We start from the raw sequence: 16376 nt of genomic DNA on the forward strand, positions 1-16376 counted from the left end.
ATGTTTTCGTCGCCCCGCCCCCCCCCGGCGTGGGGGCCGGCTTCCGCGCCGGGGGCGCGGTTGACGACCAGGATCTGACGGCGCAGCGGGTCGCGTCGGACGGCGAGGTCGGCGAGGAACGCGGCGTGGTCGGCGCACGCCGCTGTCAGCCGCGGGTGCGGCTGGGTGTGCGCGGCGGCGGCGAGGGCCCGGCTGTGGGAGGCGAGGTCGACCGGCTGGGCGGACACGACGATCTGGACGGGGGCGGAGAGGCTGTTGAGCCACCGCCCCCAGCCGTCGATCAACGCCGCCTGCTCGCCGGGGGTGCGCAGCGCCAGATTGACGGTGGCGGTGCCGACGATCGTCGCCCGGGCGCCGCCGAGGCTGATCTGCCCGTCGTCGTCGATGGCGTCGGCGGGCAGCCGCAGCGGCGCCGGTAGCGGCAGCCGCCGGGACCGGGGGACGTCGACCCAGTCCGGGACGGCGCCGTCGCCGGTGGAGGCGGTGGACAGCGACCGGGGGGCGCGGGTGTGGCGGACCGCGTGCGCCAGCCACACGTCCAGCGGCAGGCCGTCGCGGCGGCCGAGTGCCACCCCGGCGGCGAGCCCGCCGATCAGCACCCCGGCGGCGACGAGGACGGGGGCCGCGACGGTGTCGTGCAGCGCCTGCCACAGGCAGTAGAAGATCAACGCGGCGGCGGCGACGATCGCCAGTTGGTGGAACGTCAGCCCGTAGGCGACCTTGTCGGGGGCGTCGACGTCGGCGGGCATCCGCGCCGTGACGGTCGGCTCGTCGGGATCGGGTCGGGTCATCGGATACTCCTTCGGAGGGTGTTCAGGCCGGGAACGGCGCGGGCGAGTTGCTGGACCACGACGACCGCGCCGAGGGTGGTCATGCCGCGTCGGCTCTGGCCGGCCCAGCGGGCCATCAGCCCGGGGATCTTGACGGTGGTCCACAGCAGCACCACCACGACGAGCAGGTTGACGGTGCCGCCCGGGTCGACCGGCACGGGCAGCGCCGCCGCCGGGTCGAGCAGGATCTGCTCGCCCGCGGTGAGCAGGAACGCCTGCGCGACGGGGATCGTCAGGCAGCCGGTGTAGGAACGCCACCACAACCGGGCCACCGGGTCGGTCTGCGGCAGGGCGTGGCAGGCCAGGGCCAGCGGCGCGACGGCGGTCATCACCATCAGCGCCACGAACCGGCCGATCATCTGGACTGCGGCCGCCGCGGCCAGCGCGGCGATGACCGCGGCCAGGATCAGGAACAGCAGCGGAACGGTGTGGTTCGCGGCGGCGGCGGTGAGGTGGGTGTGGATCGCGGTGAGCGCGCCGTCGCCGTCGTAGGCGCCGTCGCTGACCGCCCCGGTCACCGCGTTACCGAGGTCGATCAGCTGGGCGCAGACGAGCTGGGAGAAGTGCGCGGCGGTGAACCCGACGACCAGCCGGGGCAGCAGGTCCTTGACCGTGTACCGGGACTGTTCGCCGCCGCCGCCGGCCATGATCAGGACACCGGCGGCGACGAACACCATCAGGAAGACCGAGTCGACGATCCACACCGACCGGCCGGTGAGGGCCCGCACCTGCGGCATCGAGGTGACCTGCGGTGTGGTCAGCAGCACCCCGGTGATGACGTCGAAGACCGCGACGACGCAGGCCAGGACCGCCTCGGTCAACCACGCGATCATCGCGTCGAAGACGGGACCTGTCAGCAACACCGCGCTCAGCCCCCGACGACGCCTCGGACGACCTGCAGCAGGACCGGGGCGAGCACCGCCAGGCCGTAACCGAGCAACGCGTTACGGAAGGCGAACTTGGCCCGCTCGACCTGCGACGGGTCACCGCCGGCGGTGGCCCAGTACACGCCGGCCAGGACCAGGAACAGGGTGGCGACCGCGGCGAGGATCCCCATGATCCAGTTCCGCAGGTTGGCGATCACCACCGGCAGCGAGTTCGCCGCCAGCAGGACGGCGCCGCCCGCGTCGGCGTACGCGGCGGCGGGAACGGCGAGAGCGACGCCGACAGCGGCCAGCGGCACGGCCACGCGCAGCGCGCGGCGACGGAACAGTCGGGCTCGTGGAATGTGATGTGGGTTGCGGGACATCGTGGTCACCTCCCGCCACGCCCCCACAACAAAAGGGGAGTGGCGACTCGACAGCGGTCGGGACAGGACCGCCGCCGGGCGAAGATGAACGGAGCAGGCGAACCGTGGGCCCCGGGGAGGAGCTCGTCCTCCCTCACGGGGTGGGTCACGGTCATCAATGTGGTGTCAGCGCATCGGTGGCGCGGCACCCGAGGCACACGGGATCGCGTCCGCTCCCCCCACAACTGCCCGGCGGCGGGCGGGACCAGCGGCCGGTACGGACCAGCGGTCCCACACCCCCGAACCGGCCGCTGTGAGCCCCGGCGAACACCCGCCGCACTCGCAGAACCCTCACACCGACCAGGGCCGTCCTCCTCCTCCATCGGCCGGTGCCACACGGCCCCCGGCCACCACCCGCCGGCCGACCCGTTCCGACCCGACCAGCCTGGACACCCCGCCACGAGGGGTCCGGCCTCGTCCGAACACGGAAGACGGCCGCGCCCGACGCGACATCGCATCGGACGCGGCCATCACACCGCCGGCAGACGAGGAATCAGGCGGCCGCCTCGGCGGTGCCACGCCGCCCGACCGGGCCACGACCGGGCCGGCGTCGACCACGACGACGCAGCCGAGCCATCGTCTCCGGCGACGCCACCCCGCTCAGCAGCCCGTCCGCCAACGCCTCGGCCAGGCGCCCGTCGATCCGCGTCAGCCGCATCCGCAGCGCGTCCACGCTGACCCCCATCCCGGCCGCGATCGGCTCGACCGCCCGGCGGCCGAGCCGCACATCGATGTAGGCCTGCTCGTCCCGGGCGTCGACGACACCGAGGATCACCGCCCGCCGTACCAGCAGGTCCGGATGCCCGTAGGGCACCCGCGGCGCCCGCGGACCCGGAACCACCTGGTCGATGTCCTCCACCGGCACGTACCCGCGTTGCCGCAACCGCAGATCCCGCCCCGCCCGCCACGCCGCCCTGACCAGGCCCGCGTACGGCGCCGGCCCGGCCACGTCCACCCGGTCGCGCACCGCGGCCAGGAACCCGGTCAGGATCTCCGCGTCCACATCCGCCGGATCCCCGTCGTAGCCCCGGCACAGCGCGGCGGCGTACCGCCGCAACGCCGGCAACGCCATCCCGACCGCGCCCACCACCCAGTGCGGCCCGTCGAGCCGGGCACGGCGGACCACCTCCCGCCACACCTCATCCCGCGCCGTGTAGGCACGCGGGCGCCGCAGCAGCCAGTCCCGCACCTCGGACAGCGGCATCACCCGCCGCGGCAGACCCGTGTCAGCGGCGAACGCCGCGCAGTCGAGAACCAGCGGCGGATCCGGCTCACACGTCAACGCCGCGAACGCGGCCCCCGCCGCGTCAAGAGCCGACGTCGGCCAACCCGTGTCGGACACACTCATGTCAACACTCCCCTGACAGAAACGGAACCTGGTGCCGTCCACCGGGTCACGCCGCGACGAACAGCGCCACCGATTCCGCCACAACGGGCTCACACACCACTGACAGCGCCGCCCCGGCCACCGCCCGGACAGCCGTCCCCGGCCACCCCCGCACCCACGGCCCAGGCGGCGGCGCCGCACTGTCACCCGAGGCCTGACCTGCCCTGTGACACGCTGACAGGAACACCGACCGCTGCCCGTTGCCACCCCGCTGCGGTCCGCGACCCGCGTCACGCGCCAACCCCGGTCGTCGACGCCCTGTGACACGACGGCCCGCTCACAGTCCTCTGTCACCCCCGCCGCTGTCAGCGGCCGCCCCGCCGGTGACAGCAGCCGGTCCTCTGTCACCGCTGACACGACCCCTGCTGACAGAACCAGCACCGCCCTGACAGCAGCTCACCCCTACAGGAAAGGCCTGGTCCACCGGACACACCCCGTCCCGCTGACAGCGGCCGCCCACCCCCGCCCGTCGCCGGGCGCAGCAGGCCGGAACCCGGCATCCGCGCGGCAATGCCGGCCACCACCAGGGCCGACCGGCCGGACCGCCGCAGACCGGCCCTCGGGGAGCCGCGACACCCCGGGCACGGGCCTCGGACCGGCCAAGGCACGACCGAGGCCGGCGGTCGACACATCTGATCGACGTCTGTGAGCGCCTGTGAGCGCGGCGGATGTTCGCCACAGCCCACACGCGCCGGTTCGGGGATGTCAGCGCATCACGGCGCGGCGCGGAGCCGACACCACATGAGCGAGCACTCCACGCCGCAGCCCGCCCACCCGGGCGGCAACCCGAACGTCCCTCCGATCGATGTGGTCGCCGGTGACCCGCCGGTGCCGATCACCGTCTGGCGCACCGCCCGCAGCGGCGACGACCAGCACACGACCATCACCCGCCGGCTGGCGTACCGGCTCGTCGCCGCCTACAGCCGGCCCGGCGACACCGTCGTCGACCTCACCGACACCCACACGCTGACCGCGGCCTGCCAGCGTGGTGGACGCCCCCACCTGCCGGCCCGGTTCACCAGGCCGGCGAGGCTGGCCATCGGCCCACCGACACCACCACCGGCTCCGGCATCCGACGACCACCCCGACCCGGGCGGTCCTGACCTGGACGGGTCCGGTGAGGCGGGGGTGTGGTTCGGCGACGACCTCACCGACCCCGCCCCGCTACCCGGCGACGACCCGACCACCCCGCCAGGCGACGACAACCCGCAACCGCGTACGAGTCTCGTCGTCGCCACCTGGCCCCTGCACACCCGCGACGACACCGCGAACCTGGCCCGGCTGGGCGGACTGCTCACCGCCTGCGGCCGGCTGCTGCGCCCCGGCGGCTGCCTGGTCCTCGTCGCCGGTGCCCCCGCCGGCGTCGCCGCGGCCCCGCAGGACTTCACCCCCGTCGTCGACGCCGCCACCAGCGCGGGGCTCGGCTACCTGCAGCACATCGTCGCGGTCGCCGCCGACACCGACGGCGACCGGTTCACCTACCACGCCACCGACGAGGAACTGCTGTCCCTCGCCCGCGCCACCCACGCACGGGAGTTCGTCCTCCACGTCAAGGTCCACGCCGACCTGCTCGTCTTCACCACCCAGCGGGGCGGTGAGCGGCGTGCCTGAACCCACCACCAACACCGGCGACGACGCCGGCCGGAACCCGGGACAGGGCCAGGGCCGGGGACAGAGGCCGGCGGTGTCGCCGCAGGGCCTGTCGGTGTGGGCGACCGCCCAATCCACCGGCCCGGTCCAACGACGCGGCCGCTACGTGCCCCAGTCGGTCACACACCCCGCCCGGATGCTGCCCGCGATCGCCGCCCACGCCGTCCGCTCCTACACCCGACCCGGCGACCTCGTGCTCGACCCGATGTGCGGCATCGGCACCACCCTCGTCGAAGCCGTCCACCTCGGCCGGGACGCCATCGGCGTCGAGTACGAAAGCAGGTGGAGCGACATCGCCGACGCCAACGTCGCCCACGCCCACCGCCACGGCGCCACCGGCCGGGCGTCGGTCGTGCGTGGTGACGCCACCCGCATCACCAGCCTGTTGCCGGCCGCCCTGCACGGGCAGGCGTCCCTCGTCGTGACCTCGCCGCCGTACGGGCCGACCGTGCACGGCCTGGTCCGCCCACAGGCCGGCGCCGGCGTACACAAGTCCGACAACACCTACAACGACGGCACCGACAAGGGCAACCTCGCCTACCGGGACCTCCCCGGCCTGGCCGACGGCTTCACCGAGATCCTCGCCGGCTGCGCCGCCCTGCTCAAGCCCGGCGGGATCGTCGTGGTCACCGCCCGGCCGTGGCGCAAACGCGGCGAACTGGTCGACCTGCCGTCGGCGGTCATCGGCGCCGGCGTCGCCGCCGGGCTCGTCCCGGTCGAGCGGTGCGTGGCGCTGCTCGCCGCCGTCCGCGGCGGGCGGCTGATCGCCCGCCCGAGCTTCTTCCAACTCTCCGCCGTGCGTAAGGCCCGCCAGGCCGGGGTGCCGATGCACCTCATCGCCCACGAGGACGTCCTCGTCCTGGCCAAGCCACAGAGCACAGCGGGTTCCGACGAGCCCGGGCGCCCGTATCCGGATCCGGGAAGCGGGGTGGTGGCGTGACCACAGCCACCCGCCGCTACCTGTCCCTCGGCGCCGGCGTGCAAAGCACGACGCTGCTGCTCCTGGCCGTCCAGGGCAGGATTCCCGGGTTCGACGCGGCCATCTTCGCGGACACGTCGTGGGAGCCGGCGGCCGTCTACCGGCATCTCGACCGGCTGACCCGCGTCGCCCGCCAGGCCGGGATCGACGTCATACGGGTCTCAGCTGGCGACATCCGCGCCGACGCGCTCGACCCCGACCACCGGTTCGCCTCCATGCCGCTGTTCACCCTCGGCCCGGACGGTCAACGGGGCATGGCCCGCCGGCAGTGCACCAGCGAGTACAAGATCAAACCCATCAAGGCGGAGGTACGGCGCCGGCTCGGCCACCCGCACCCCGCACGCGTGCCGGCCGGGGTGCGGGCAGAGATGGCGATCGGGATCAGCCTGGACGAGATCGGCCGGGCACGCGATTCCGACGTCGCCTACATGCGCAACGTGTTCCCGCTGCTCGACCTCGGTTGGCGGCGGACCGACTGCCTCCGCTTCCTAGCCGACAACGGCTACGCCGACACCCCCAAGTCGTCCTGCGTGGGATGCCCGTTCCACGACGACCGTTTCTGGGCTCGTCTGAAGGCCGACAGCCCGCAGGAGTGGGCAGACGCGGTCGCATTCGACACGGCGGTCCGCAACGGCTCCGCCCGGGCCAACGCCCAAGGGCGTCCACTACGCGGGGAGTTCTTCCTGCACCGGCAACGGGTGCCGCTCGACGAGGTGGTCCTGCGCCCACGCCCTCAGCCCGACGTCCCGGGCTGCGGGCCGTGGACCTGCCCCCACCACGACCCGCCCCACGAGGAAGCCGGCCGTGGGGAGGTGGGGTGATCGGTGACCCTCCCACCGGATCGCGGATCGGATCGCTGTGCACCGGCTACGGCGGCCTCGACCTGGCCGTCGAGCTGGTGCTCGGCGGCCACCTCACCTGGTACGCCGATACCGACCGCCACGCCACCACCGTCCTTAACCGCCACTGGCCCGACGTGCCGAACCTCGGCGACATCCGCACCATCGACTGGACCCGCGTCCCGCCCGTCGACATCGTCACCGCCGGCTTCCCCTGCCAGGACATCTCCAACGCCGGCCGACGCGCCGGCATCACCGGTATCCACAGCAGCCTGTGGACAACCATCGCCGCAGCCGTTCGCGTACTACGACCACGGCTCGTCTTCGTGGAGAACGTCGCCGCCCTCCTCCGCCGAGGACTCGACGTCGTCCACACCGACCTGGCCGAGATCGGGTACGACACGCGCTGGCTATGCCTACGCGCGTCCGACATCGGCGCACCCCACCGCAGAGACCGCCTGTTCCTGCTGGCCACACCCACCGAACGAGGAGGCACCGACACTGCCCACCCCGTGCGCCCGTGACGGCAAAGGCCCCGGCCACCAGTACGGACTACCCGACCTGATCGAACCGGCCGGCACCCGCCACCACCACCTCCCACCGACTCCGCACCCGACACCACACGGGCCGGACGCGTCCCTGCAGGCCGGGAACGACCGACAGTCCGGCGCCGCCCCGCAGCTACTGCCGACACCGAGGGCCAGCGACACCGGCACCCCGGGCCGGCGGGCCGGGACCGGGTGGCGGCCACCGCTGTCACAGATACTGCTCCCCACCCCACGCGCCTCCGACGGCACCAAGGGCAGCCCGGGGCAGCGCGGATCACGCGGCGACCTCACCCTGCCGTCGGCGGCCGCACGGGTGCCGGACCGGACCCTGCCCACCCCCCGCGCCTCCGACGCACGCGGACCCGGCCGACACGGCGACGGCGGCGCCGACCTGCGCACCACCGTCGCCCGGCTGGGCCAACCCGACACCGACCGGTGGGGCGCCTACGCCCCAGCGGTGGCCCGCTGGGAACAGCTGCTCGGCCGCCGCGTCCCCGAACCCACCCAACCCGGCCGACACGACAAACCCGTCCTGGCCCCGCCGTTCGTCGAATGGCTCATGGGCCTCAACGACGGCCACGTCACCGACCCGACCCTCGCGATACCCCGCACCGGCGCGCTGCGGATCCTCGGCAACGGCGTCGTCCCCCACCAAGCGGCCGCCGCGCTGCGGCTGCTGCTGTGCCCGCACCGGTGGGCCGCACCCGACCCGCCCAGTCGGACTCCCTGACCACACCGCCCGAACCGGCGCCCCGGCTCCGACCAGGGCCGCGTCTCGGTGACGCCCGCCTTCCCCTTCGCCGCACCACCTCACCATGACCCGACCCACCCGCAGAGGGCCCGCCGCCACCACGGTGGCGGGCCCCTCCCTCCCGTTCGACAAGGACAGATCATGAACGACGCATCCCCCGCCACCGCCGCGGACAAGCCGGCTCCCCCGCCGGTCTGGACCGTCGACCGCATCCGCTCCCTCGGGGCCGTCACCGACGTCGCGACCGCCGGCGCGATCTTCGGCATGTCCCGCAGCAGCGCCTACGCACTCGCCCGCACCGACCGGCTCCCCGTTCCCGTCCTCCGGGTCGGGTCCCGCTACCGGGTTTCCGTCACCGCGATCCTGACCGCCCTCGGCGTCCCCACCGACGCCCCTCCCCCGCCGCCGCCCGCGACTTGATCACGCCGCCGAACCGAGCGTCGATCACCACCCAACAGGCACCCGACAATCCGATGCCCGGCCGGGTGTCGGCAAGGAGGACACCCGTCATGGCCGACGGATCCATCACCAAACGCTGCAGCTGCCGACACAACGGCAAACGCCTCGGCGCCCAATGCCCCAAACTGCGCCGCGGCAACGGCTGGAACCCCCACCACGGCAGCTGGCGCTACCAGCTCGAACTCCCCCTCGACGCCGCAGGCAGGCGGCGGCAACTACGCCGCAGCGGCTTCGACACCCGCGAAAGCGCCGCCGACGAACGCGACCACGCCCGGACGCTGCTCGACCTCGCCGGCCGCGACGAGACCCTGCGCCGGCAGATCGCCGACACGCTGCAGGCGGTCAAACCCCACCAGCCGCTGCCCGACCGCGACGACATGGCCCGACGCGTCCGCGCCGACGTACCCGCCGATAACAGGCTCACCCTCGGCGACTACCTCGCCGAATGGATCAAGGGCCGCACGAAACTGCAACCCGCCACCCGACGCAGCTACCAGGACCACATCACAAAGTACTGGGCACCCCACCTCGGGCAGGTCGCGCTGCAGGACCTCACCGCGGCGCACATCGAGATGGTCTTCACCGCGATCGAGTCCCGCAACGCCGAAATCCTCACCGCCAAGGCCAGCCAGGTGAAAGAGGTCCGCGACGCGGTCAAAGGAATCCGGACCGTCGGCGACGCCAGCCAACAGCGGATCCTCGCGACCCTGCGCAAGGCGCTCAACGACGCCCGCCGTCTCTACCACCACCGCCTGATCGACCGGAACCCGGCCGAGTCAGTCGAACTCAAATCGGGAAAACCACCGAAGCCCCGCCTGTGGACGGACGCGGCGGTCAACCGGTGGCGCCGCACCGGCCAGCGGCCCAGCCCGGTCATGGTCTGGACACCAGCACAGGTGGGCGAGTTCCTCGACCTCGCCGAAACCGACGAGCCCGAGCTGTACGCGCTGTTCGACCTGGCCATCCACCGCGGCCCCCGCCGGGGAGAACTCTGCGGTCTGCACGACTACGACGTCGACCTGGAAGCCGCCGCGATCACCATCACCAGCCAGCGCACCAGCGTCGGCTACCAGGTCATCGAGAAGGGCGTGAAGTCGGCAGCCGGGGACCGGGTCGTCGACCTCAGCGACGAAACCGTGACCAGCCTGCGCACCTACCTGACGCGCCGCGCGGGATGGAAGATCGTCGCCGGCGACGCCTGGGCCGACACCGACGTCTTCTTCGTCCGCAAACGCGACGGCCAACCCTGGCACCCGGAAACAGTCGCCTACCGGTTCGACCGACTCGTCGAACGCAGCGGACTACCGCCCGTCCGGTTCCACGACATGCGCCACATCGCCGCGACCCTGATGCTCGCCACCGGCGCAACCATCAAGGAAATCCAGGACACCCTCGGCCACTCCTCCTACAACCTGACCGCCGACACCTACACCTCCGTCCTCGCTGAACTGAAGAAGACCACCGCGGCGGCGACGACCCGGCTCGTCCCCCGCCGCAACCGCCCCAAGGCGGCATAACACGGGACGGCACACACGCCGACCGGATCTCCCACCCCCAGTTGGGGACAGGCGCCGCAGCGTGACTCCGGACCGGTGTCGGAAGTAGGTGTCGCCGACGGCCGGCACTCCCCCGGCCCGGGCAGACGCCAGCCCGCCCGGGCCGCCGACACATGTCACCTTCCGTAGCGGGTCCCGCAACCCAGATCCTGACCGCGAAGGAGGCGACGGTCCCCACAGCGCCGAAACACCGGCAGGACCACCCGTCTCGACACCACCACCGCCGCAACGCCCCGTGTGCCGGGCGGGGCTGGTGGACCCGAACGGCTGTGAGCCCGAGGTGCTCAACGCAGCCTGCCATATGCTGCGCTCGGGCGGCGCGGCACCATCTCCATGTCGATCTCCCGCAAGAGTCGATCGCGCCGCCCCCGACCCCTGCCGGCATCACCCTGGTCGTTGGTGCTCTGTCTGCCAGGTGAGGCAGGTGGGCCGGCGGCCCGTGGCGGTGTATTCGGCGACGGCGCGGCCGGCGGCGGCGACACTGGCCCGGGCCAGGATGGCGGGCACGGTGACCAGGCCGGAATCGGGCGATTCGACAACCGTGATCGGGCCGCCGGGTTCGTGCTCGATGCCCCGTGTGCCGTCCGGGAGCCAGCACACCGCGGCCCGGTTGACGCGCGTGTCGACGTCGATCCGCAGCTGAGCTGGCCCGCCCATGGGGCCGATCCAGATGGTCTGGCCGGTTCCACCGTGGGCCATGATCGACTCAGCCTGATCGGCGAACGACTCGGCGGCGCGGACCGGGTCGGGCAACGGCTCGCGGTGGCCGTGGTAGTCCACCATCACCGCGGTCAAACGTCCTCCTTCCCCTACATCGGCCGGTCGGGCCGCGTGACCGGCGGCGGAGGCTGGCGGGCTGGTGGGCTGGTGGGCCGCCGCCGCAGTGGCGGCGCGTCGGGCTGATGCCGCCGGCACCGGTCTTCTGCCTGAGTGCTGCCGAGCGCGGATGGCCACTCCAGATCCCGCGGGTACAGGTCGTGTTCCTGCCGTCATGGACTCACCCGCAACCTGGGCTGTGTCCATGACTGTGGCCCGGGTGCGATTGGGTCGCCTTCCGGTCCGGTCGGGTTGGCCTGTCTGGTTAGCGGCCGAGGCGTCTGGCTGTCTGGTCGGTCAGCGTGTCGGTGAGGTCGTGCAGGAGCGTGAGCGCGGTGTCCGTCTCCGCGGTGGGTGTCAGCGCCTGCACGTACGTCGTCACGACTAGGTTCTCGTCGCGGGCGAGGTGGGTGATGTCGATCTGGGTGGCTCCGAGGCCGCCGCCGGTGGTGCTGTTCGCGTCGGGGTCTTCGACGGTTTCGAACGATATTCCGCTGTCCTCCCACCGGACGGTGCGGTCGGCGGTGGTGGTGCCGGGTGTGGTGTCGTCCCGCAGGTCGATGTAGCGGGCGGCGTCCTGGTTGTACGCCTCGACCGCGCCTGGCACGTGGTCGTAGACCCGGATGTGTATTCCGCCGACGGGTTCGAATGCGTCGAGTTTGGTGGTGAGACGCCCGTTGGTGGCGTGGGCGACGAAGGTGCAGTTCGCAAACCAGTGGGTCCGTACCACGCTGTAGGTCGTGTGGTGGTCCCGGGCGGGAGCGAGGGTGAGCCCGAATCGCCGGAAAAGGTCCTCCGACCGCAGCCGGCTGCACAGGTTGATGGGCATCTCGTCATACGGCGGGGTCGGGTCGGGCCGCGGGTCCTCGGTGTCGGTCCCGCACCCGCCGGCGACGGCCACGAGCACGGTGGCGGCCAGACACGCGGCGAGGAAGCCCCGTCCGCTGGCGGTGGGGTTCATCGCCGCTCCTGGCGAGGAGGGGTGTCGAGGGTGAGGGAGCAGGTGACCAGCCGGTGGTCCGATGGCGGCGGCTGGCCGGGGTCGGGTAGGTGGACGCGGTAGGTGTCGGGCAGGACGTGGGGTGTCATGGCGTCGTTGGCCAGGAGCCAGTCGATGAGCAGACCGCCGCCCGGGTCGATGCCGGGGTTGACGGTCGGCGCGATCGGCTGGGTGGGATCGGCACGCCATGCCATTTCGGCGACGGAGTGCAGCCCGGAGCCGTTGTTGCGCTGCCGGGTGGTGGTGTCCCATTCGCCGATGAGGTGGTCGACCGCGCGGGTGTCCGGCCCCCACGTGCCGTCAGGCCGGAGCGTGCCTTTGTGGGTGCGCTGGTTGGGTGTGGCGGCCGTCCAGTCCCGCTGCGGTAGGTGGTCGCCGGACGCGGTGCCGTTGAGGTCGCCTCCGCCGATGACCGGTAGCGGTTCGGTGCTGCCGTAGCGGCTGACGCGTCGGGCTTCCTCGAGCCGGGCGTCACCGGACAGGGGTTCGAAGTGGTGCACGAAGGCCAGGAACTCTCGCCGGTGATCGCGTGCTCGTGCGCTGTCGCGGAGGGCGAACCGGGCGACGTTGCGTTGGTCGTCGAACACGCCGGGGTCGTCGGGGTTCCACCAGCGGCGCAGTATCAGCAGGTCCGGGTTGTAGAAGATGGCGGGTGGCATCGGTCCGCGTCGCATCGAGCCCAGCTCGGCGACGTACGGGACACCGAGTTGGTCCGACAGGGCCTCGGCGGCGGCGTACTTCGCCGCGCCGGCGTTGTCGCGGTAGCGGCTCGCCTCGCAGAACAGGATCAGGGCGGGCGCCGCGGTAACGTCGGCGAACGCTTGTTGGAGCCGGGTGAAGTCGTAGCGGCCGTCCGGCGTCCGGCCGCCGTTGTGGTAGTTGAACAGGGCGATGTCGATCACTGCTCGCTCTTTTCGTGCCTGCCGGCCGGGTCGGCCGGTGTCGTGTCTGCTCCGGTGGCGGTCGCCGCCGATGACGATGCGGTCGCAGTCGGGGTCGGGGTCGACGATCTCGACCCGGTGGTCGCCGGCCCGGGGCACGGACCTGGCTGTCGCGCATGCGGGCGAGCCGGGCGGTCAGGGCGCTACGGCGCATCTGTGGTCGCCGGCTGGGGTGGAGTCACTGGAACCTCGTGGGGTGCCGGATTCTGATGCCGGCGGCATCACCTCGGCGGGCGGCCGGCTGGGCGGGCTGAGGTTGTGCTGGTTCGGGTCGTCGTGGCTGGTGGGGGCTCCGGGGTCCGGCCCGGTGTCGGGTCGGACCCCGGAGGTGTTCCTCCCTGGATGGCCCTGGCATGCCGTGCGCTGCCCTGCCGAGCCGAGCGGTCGGCTTGGCTCGGCGCGCCGCGACGCAGGCGTGCCATGGGTTCCCCCTCTACGCCCCGGGTTCGGGGTGTGGGGAGTTCAGTGGCGGCGGTGTGCCGCGCCCGCCGGTGTCGAGTTCGGTGATCTTCGGGTCGACCCGGGAGACGACGGAAGGCTGCTGGTAGGGGGCGGTGCCGTCGCGGCGATCCCACACGCCGGGGGTGTGCCGGGGTTGGTGGGGTTCGGTCTGGGCGTCAGCGGTGCGGGGGATTTGCTGCAGGGCGGCCATCGCGGTGTCGAGCCGGTTCTGGCGGACGTCGAGTTGGCGCATCATCGCGGCCTGGTGGGCGAGGCCGGTGGCGGTGGCCTGGACCAGCCGGGCGGTGGTCACGTCGAGCCTGGTGAGGTCGATGGTGTCGACCTTGGTGTGGGCGTCGGTGACCTCGGCGACGGCGCGGGCCTGGTGGCGGTGCGCGAGGTCGAGGACCTGGTCGGGGCGGGCGTGCTGGTAGCCCCGCCCGCGTGCGACGGTGAACACCGTGCGGTGCCGGGTGAGCAGCACCTCCGCGGCTTTGCGGGCGGCGGCGTGGATGGCCTGCCGGCCACCGGTGTGGTCGGCGGGGTCGAGGTCGAGCAGTTGTCCCATCTCGTCGTAGCTGAGGATGTCTCCGGGCTGGAGCCGCGACATGGCGGTGGCGAGGATCTGCCATCGGGGGGCTGGGCCGACCGGTTGGCCGGGTCGGCGAGCGGGTCGGCGGTCATCGTCCGGGGGTGGGGTTGGGCGGGTGGTGTCCATGTCAGTCCGTGCCGTCGAGGGTGCCGACGAAACGGCCGTAGGTGGGTCGTCCGTCGCCGAGTCCGATCAACGCGCCGGCGGTGTGGGCGGCGTTACGCAGATCGGCCAGGTTGATGACGGCGGGGTCGTAGACGCCGCGGGCCTGTAACCGCCAGCGAGGAAACACCGGTCGGGTGCGCATGACGCGGGCGTTGCCGACCTTGACGGGGGCGCGGTGGACGTGGCGGGTGTCGGCGTAGAGGGCGGCGGGTTCCCGGGGACCCTCGTACAGCACCGGGACCTTCATCGTTTCGATCAGCACACCGCGTTCGACCTTCTTGCCGTCGCGTGACAGGCGGGCGCCCTCGATCAGGCATTTGGTCAGGTTCGGTGCCGGGATGAACGGGCCGACGTCGGGGTCGTGGTAGAGGCCGCCGAGCCATTCCAGCTGGGCGATCTCGGCGTGGTCGTCGTCGGTCTTCTTCGTCTTGGCCGAGATGGGCCGGATCTGCCGCACGATGGTGTCGAGGGGATCGACCAGGCGTGCGTTGTGCATGAGCAGCGGCGCGGTGCCGGCAGCATCGAAGATGAAACTGGGCACAGGTGAAAACTCCAGATCAGCAAGGGAGCCGGGCCAGACACCGCGCGGGGAGGCAGGGCCGCGCGGCCGACGTGGGACAGGGCGAGGACGTCGCGCAGGGTGTTGTCGCCGTGGGGGGTCGTCGGGTGGGCCGTTGTCGGCGGTGGGGGTGAAGCGGGCTACCAGCGTCAGCCGGGCGTCGGGAAGCGAAAGTCGGTGATGGTCCCGGCGTCGTCGTGGTTGACGTCGCGGGCGCGGCGGTGAGCCGGTGGCGGTCGCGGGCGGGTCCCCCGTTGACGGGGCTCGGCCCCGAGCGGCGGCCGTACGGTCTCCGGTGCCTCGGCTGGGGCGGTGACGGCGGCGCTGATCAGGCGGAGTTTCGTCAGCCATCAGGGGTGCCTTCCGTCGGCGGGTCCGGTGTGGGCGTGGGACCGGCCAACTGCGGTGGCCGGCCGAGGAGTCCGAGGACGATGAGGGTGTCGCGGGTGGGTGTGGAGCGGTCGACGGCGTCGGCCCATCGACGGTGGGTGCAGGGGTGTGGGGTGAGTCGTCCCTCGAAGCGGCACTGCGCGCACATGAGCGTGTCGTCGGGGGTGTGCAGGGCGAGGATGGCGTCAGCGGTGAGGCTCGCTGACGGGTGGGCCGGTGCTGGCACGGGCGGGTAGATGGGTGTGATGGTCACGGGTGGTGCTCCGTCCTTGCTGATGGGGGTCTGCGGTTCGGTGGATGGGCAGGGCGCATGGGCCAGGTGGGTCGATGTTGGTCAGGGTTTACGGGCGAGTCCTCCGAAGTCGTCGACGTCGACGGTGTGGGCGGTGTCGGGTCGCCAGCGGGTGACGGAGACGACGCCGGGTTCCAGGAGTTCGAGTCCGTGGAAGAAGCCGGCGATAGTGTCGGGGGTGCGGTTGACGCGGGGGTTTTCGCCGCTGGCGTTCCACTGGCGGACCATGTCGTCCATCGGCGCGGGGTGGATGACGTTGGTGTCGTCGCACAGGGCGAGGTAGCTGCCGGCGGGGACGGCGTCGACGAGACGGCGCACGATGGCGTACGCCTGGGTGTCGTCGGTGAGGTGGGCGGTGACGCCGAGCAGGATCAGGGCGACGGGTTGGTCGAAGTCGAGGGTGCGGGCGGCCTGGGACAGGATCGCGTCGGGGTCGGTCAGGTCGGCGTCGATGTAGTCGGTGGCGCCGTTCGCGGTGCTGGTGAGCAGGGCGCGGGCGTGGGCGAGAACGAGGGGGTCGTGGTCGACGTAGACGATGCGGGATTCGGGTGCGAGTGTCTGGGCGACCTGATGGGTGTTGTCGGCGGTGGGCAGGCCGGTGCCGATGTCGAGGAACTGGCGGACACCGGCGTGGGCGAGGTGGGTGACGGCCCGGACGAGGAACGCGCGTTGCGCCAGCGCGATCTCGGCGATGTGCGGGTTCGCCGCTCTGATCCGGTCTCCGATCTGGCGGTCGGCGGCGAAGTTGTCCTTGCCGCCGAGCCAGTAGTTCCAGACCCGGGCGGACTGCGGGACGCTGGTGTCGATGCCCCGCCTCGTGGTGGGCGCGGTGTCGCTCATGACCGGGCTTGCCTCTCCGGATGGGTCGAACGGGTTGCGTACGGCGGTGGCGG

18 protein-coding genes are annotated in these 16376 nt (G+C 72.5%); 7 read left to right on the forward strand and 11 right to left on the reverse strand.

Annotated elements, in window-relative coordinates; all coding sequences use genetic code 11:
* The 4 genes from ACXAHD_RS19995 to ACXAHD_RS20010 form a co-directional block, all read right to left on the reverse strand.
* On the reverse strand, positions 1–791 hold a 791-nt coding region (locus tag ACXAHD_RS19995), incomplete at its 3' end, for a PrgI family protein (protein WP_475052384.1).
* Complete coding sequence (locus ACXAHD_RS20000; protein ID WP_475052443.1) at positions 788–1663, reverse strand: TrbL/VirB6 family protein; 876 nt, start codon at positions 1661–1663, stop codon at positions 788–790. The genes ACXAHD_RS20000 and ACXAHD_RS19995, both read right to left, overlap by 4 nt.
* A 35-nt stretch (positions 1664–1698) precedes the next feature.
* On the reverse strand, positions 1699–2079 hold the full coding sequence (locus ACXAHD_RS20005; protein ID WP_475052387.1) for a pilin: 381 nt from the start codon (positions 2077–2079) through the stop codon (positions 1699–1701).
* Positions 2080–2611: 532 nt separating this feature from the next.
* Entirely contained in the window at positions 2612–3466 is an 855-nt protein-coding gene (locus ACXAHD_RS20010; protein WP_475052389.1) for a hypothetical protein, read from the reverse strand.
* Between the two features lie 780 nt (positions 3467–4246).
* Here ACXAHD_RS20010 and ACXAHD_RS20015 point away from each other — a divergent pair.
* From ACXAHD_RS20015 to ACXAHD_RS20045, 7 genes are all read left to right on the forward strand, one after another.
* Positions 4247–5116, forward strand: a complete 870-nt coding sequence (locus tag ACXAHD_RS20015) for a hypothetical protein (RefSeq protein ID WP_475052391.1) — start codon at positions 4247–4249, stop codon at positions 5114–5116.
* Positions 5109–6095: a TRM11 family SAM-dependent methyltransferase gene (locus ACXAHD_RS20020; protein WP_475052394.1), complete on the forward strand. Its 987-nt coding sequence runs from the start codon at positions 5109–5111 to the stop codon at positions 6093–6095. The genes ACXAHD_RS20015 and ACXAHD_RS20020 overlap by 8 nt, the downstream gene beginning before the upstream one ends.
* Positions 6092–6955, forward strand: a complete 864-nt coding sequence (locus ACXAHD_RS20025; RefSeq protein WP_475052396.1) for a hypothetical protein — start codon at positions 6092–6094, stop codon at positions 6953–6955. The genes ACXAHD_RS20020 and ACXAHD_RS20025 overlap by 4 nt, the downstream gene beginning before the upstream one ends.
* Positions 6952–7497 carry a DNA cytosine methyltransferase gene (locus tag ACXAHD_RS20030; RefSeq protein ID WP_475052398.1) on the forward strand — a complete coding sequence of 182 codons (546 nt, stop codon included), beginning with the start codon at positions 6952–6954 and terminating at the stop codon, positions 7495–7497. Before ACXAHD_RS20025 ends, ACXAHD_RS20030 begins: the two co-directional genes overlap by 4 nt.
* A gap of 337 nt (positions 7498–7834) precedes the next feature.
* The gene (locus ACXAHD_RS20035) at positions 7835–8251 is read left to right on the forward strand and encodes a hypothetical protein (RefSeq protein WP_475052401.1); all 417 of its coding nucleotides are present in this window, start codon (positions 7835–7837) and stop codon (positions 8249–8251) included.
* A 162-nt stretch (positions 8252–8413) separates the two neighbouring features.
* On the forward strand, positions 8414–8692 hold the full coding sequence (locus tag ACXAHD_RS20040; protein ID WP_475052403.1) for a DNA-binding protein: 279 nt from the start codon (positions 8414–8416) through the stop codon (positions 8690–8692).
* A gap of 89 nt (positions 8693–8781) precedes the next feature.
* Positions 8782–10248 carry a tyrosine-type recombinase/integrase gene (locus ACXAHD_RS20045; RefSeq protein WP_475052406.1) on the forward strand — a complete coding sequence of 489 codons (1467 nt, stop codon included), beginning with the start codon at positions 8782–8784 and terminating at the stop codon, positions 10246–10248.
* Positions 10249–10671: 423 nt separating this feature from the next.
* Here ACXAHD_RS20045 and ACXAHD_RS20050 read toward each other — a convergent pair whose 3' ends face one another.
* The 7 genes from ACXAHD_RS20050 to ACXAHD_RS20080 all read right to left on the reverse strand — a co-directional run bounded on the left by ACXAHD_RS20050 (position 10672) and on the right by ACXAHD_RS20080 (position 16323).
* A complete protein-coding gene (locus ACXAHD_RS20050) occupies positions 10672–11073 on the reverse strand; it encodes an Imm1 family immunity protein (protein ID WP_475052445.1) in 402 nt (133 codons plus the stop codon).
* Between the two features lie 295 nt (positions 11074–11368).
* Positions 11369–12064 carry a hypothetical protein gene (locus ACXAHD_RS20055; RefSeq protein WP_475052409.1) on the reverse strand — a complete coding sequence of 232 codons (696 nt, stop codon included), beginning with the start codon at positions 12062–12064 and terminating at the stop codon, positions 11369–11371.
* On the reverse strand, positions 12061–13143 hold the full coding sequence (locus ACXAHD_RS20060; RefSeq protein WP_475052411.1) for an exonuclease/endonuclease/phosphatase family protein: 1083 nt from the start codon (positions 13141–13143) through the stop codon (positions 12061–12063). The genes ACXAHD_RS20055 and ACXAHD_RS20060 overlap by 4 nt, the downstream gene beginning before the upstream one ends.
* Positions 13144–13477: 334 nt before the next feature.
* Positions 13478–14095, reverse strand: coding sequence for a hypothetical protein (locus ACXAHD_RS20065; protein WP_475052414.1), 618 nt, complete (start codon positions 14093–14095; stop codon positions 13478–13480).
* 109 nt (positions 14096–14204) lie between these two features.
* A complete protein-coding gene (locus ACXAHD_RS20070) occupies positions 14205–14783 on the reverse strand; it encodes a hypothetical protein (protein ID WP_475052417.1) in 579 nt (192 codons plus the stop codon).
* A gap of 361 nt (positions 14784–15144) precedes the next feature.
* A complete protein-coding gene (locus ACXAHD_RS20075) occupies positions 15145–15444 on the reverse strand; it encodes a hypothetical protein (RefSeq protein ID WP_475052420.1) in 300 nt (99 codons plus the stop codon).
* Between the two features lie 81 nt (positions 15445–15525).
* On the reverse strand, positions 15526–16323 hold the full coding sequence (locus ACXAHD_RS20080) for an SAM-dependent methyltransferase (protein ID WP_475052423.1): 798 nt from the start codon (positions 16321–16323) through the stop codon (positions 15526–15528).
* Between the last annotated feature and the right edge of the window lie 53 nt (positions 16324–16376).

It is taken from the genome of Micromonospora sp. ABR4_055 (genome assembly GCF_056160425.1).

Excerpts from the sequence above, each read along its gene's own strand:
- ACXAHD_RS20000 (WP_475052443.1), bottom strand. The coding sequence starts at position 1,663 with ATGATCGCGTGGTTGACCGAGGCGGTCCTGGCCTGCGTCGTCGCGGTC.
- ACXAHD_RS20005 (WP_475052387.1), bottom strand. The coding sequence starts at position 2,079 with ATGTCCCGCAACCCACATCACATTCCACGAGCCCGACTGTTCCGTCGC.
- ACXAHD_RS20010 (WP_475052389.1), bottom strand. The coding sequence starts at position 3,466 with ATGAGTGTGTCCGACACGGGTTGGCCGACGTCGGCTCTTGACGCGGCG.
- ACXAHD_RS20015 (WP_475052391.1), top strand. The coding sequence starts at position 4,247 with ATGAGCGAGCACTCCACGCCGCAGCCCGCCCACCCGGGCGGCAACCCG.
- ACXAHD_RS20040 (WP_475052403.1), top strand. The coding sequence starts at position 8,414 with ATGAACGACGCATCCCCCGCCACCGCCGCGGACAAGCCGGCTCCCCCG.
- ACXAHD_RS20045 (WP_475052406.1), top strand. The coding sequence starts at position 8,782 with ATGGCCGACGGATCCATCACCAAACGCTGCAGCTGCCGACACAACGGC.
- ACXAHD_RS20055 (WP_475052409.1), bottom strand. The coding sequence starts at position 12,064 with ATGAACCCCACCGCCAGCGGACGGGGCTTCCTCGCCGCGTGTCTGGCC.
- ACXAHD_RS20065 (WP_475052414.1), bottom strand. The coding sequence starts at position 14,095 with ATGTCGCGGCTCCAGCCCGGAGACATCCTCAGCTACGACGAGATGGGA.
- ACXAHD_RS20080 (WP_475052423.1), bottom strand. The coding sequence starts at position 16,323 with ATGAGCGACACCGCGCCCACCACGAGGCGGGGCATCGACACCAGCGTC.